This is a genomic window from Desulfocastanea catecholica (assembly GCF_054657295.1).
In genome coordinates this window covers 1-799 of record NZ_BAAHYZ010000108.1, presented here as the reverse complement: position 1 = coordinate 799, position 799 = coordinate 1, and the positions used below count along the sequence as shown (strand labels likewise).

General features: G+C 50.7%; 1 protein-coding gene. It reads right to left on the bottom strand.

Annotated features, from left to right (window positions below; all coding sequences use genetic code 11):
- Window positions 1–789: thiolase family protein (locus ACYQ8U_RS23065; RefSeq protein ID WP_459947906.1), on the bottom strand; the 789-nt coding region annotated here is incomplete at its 3' end.
- Window positions 790–799: the final 10 nt, after the last annotated feature.

The following is a 799-nucleotide window of genomic DNA, read 5'->3' as shown; positions in this document are numbered from 1 at the left end:
AGACAGTTCGGCGGCTTTCTCCCGGGTTGTGACAATCATACCGGCGTTGCCGTCGGCGGGGTGGGTCTGAGCACCGAAAGTCAATACACTGTCAGGTTTGGTCTTCAATTTGGCCATGCCTTCCTGGGTACAGGGAGTAATCCCTTCATCCTCTTCAAAGACCACAGTCTTTTTCTTCGATAGGGAAACTTCCAGCGGCAGCATGTAACGTTTCTGGAATTCGCGATCGTTTTTCAGGGCGTCAGTGTATTTCTCATAGCGGGCAATGGCCATATCATCCGATTCTTCCCTGGTGAAACCATGTTTTTTAGCCACATTTTCAGCAGTTCCTGTCGGGCTGGTTTCAGCCATGGGATCCCAAGTGAATCCGTCCATAACCCAACTTTCAAAATCGGGCTTTCCTCCCGGTCCGGTCTGATTGGGCCACAGGATATTGGGACCGTTGGACATTCGGTCGGTGGTCGCCACCAGCATGACTTCATTGGTGCCAGACTCGATATTGTTGGCCGCATAGTTCACCGACACTGTGGATGTTGCGCAGGCCTGAGCCATGTGAGGGCCGCTGACAGAAGGATTTCCCATTAAAGAGGCATAGTGGGGGCTATTATAAAACCACTGGGGCTGGGGTATCGTGGCACCCAGTACAATCCCGTCGAAGATGTCAGGCGTATATCCCCGTAATTTGAAAAATTGTTTCGTTGCAGCCGCAACCATTTTGACCGAATCCTGATTTTGCAGGATACCCTGCCATCGACTGAAAGGTGAACTCCAGTAACCTTTATAGGGTATAAATGCTTTG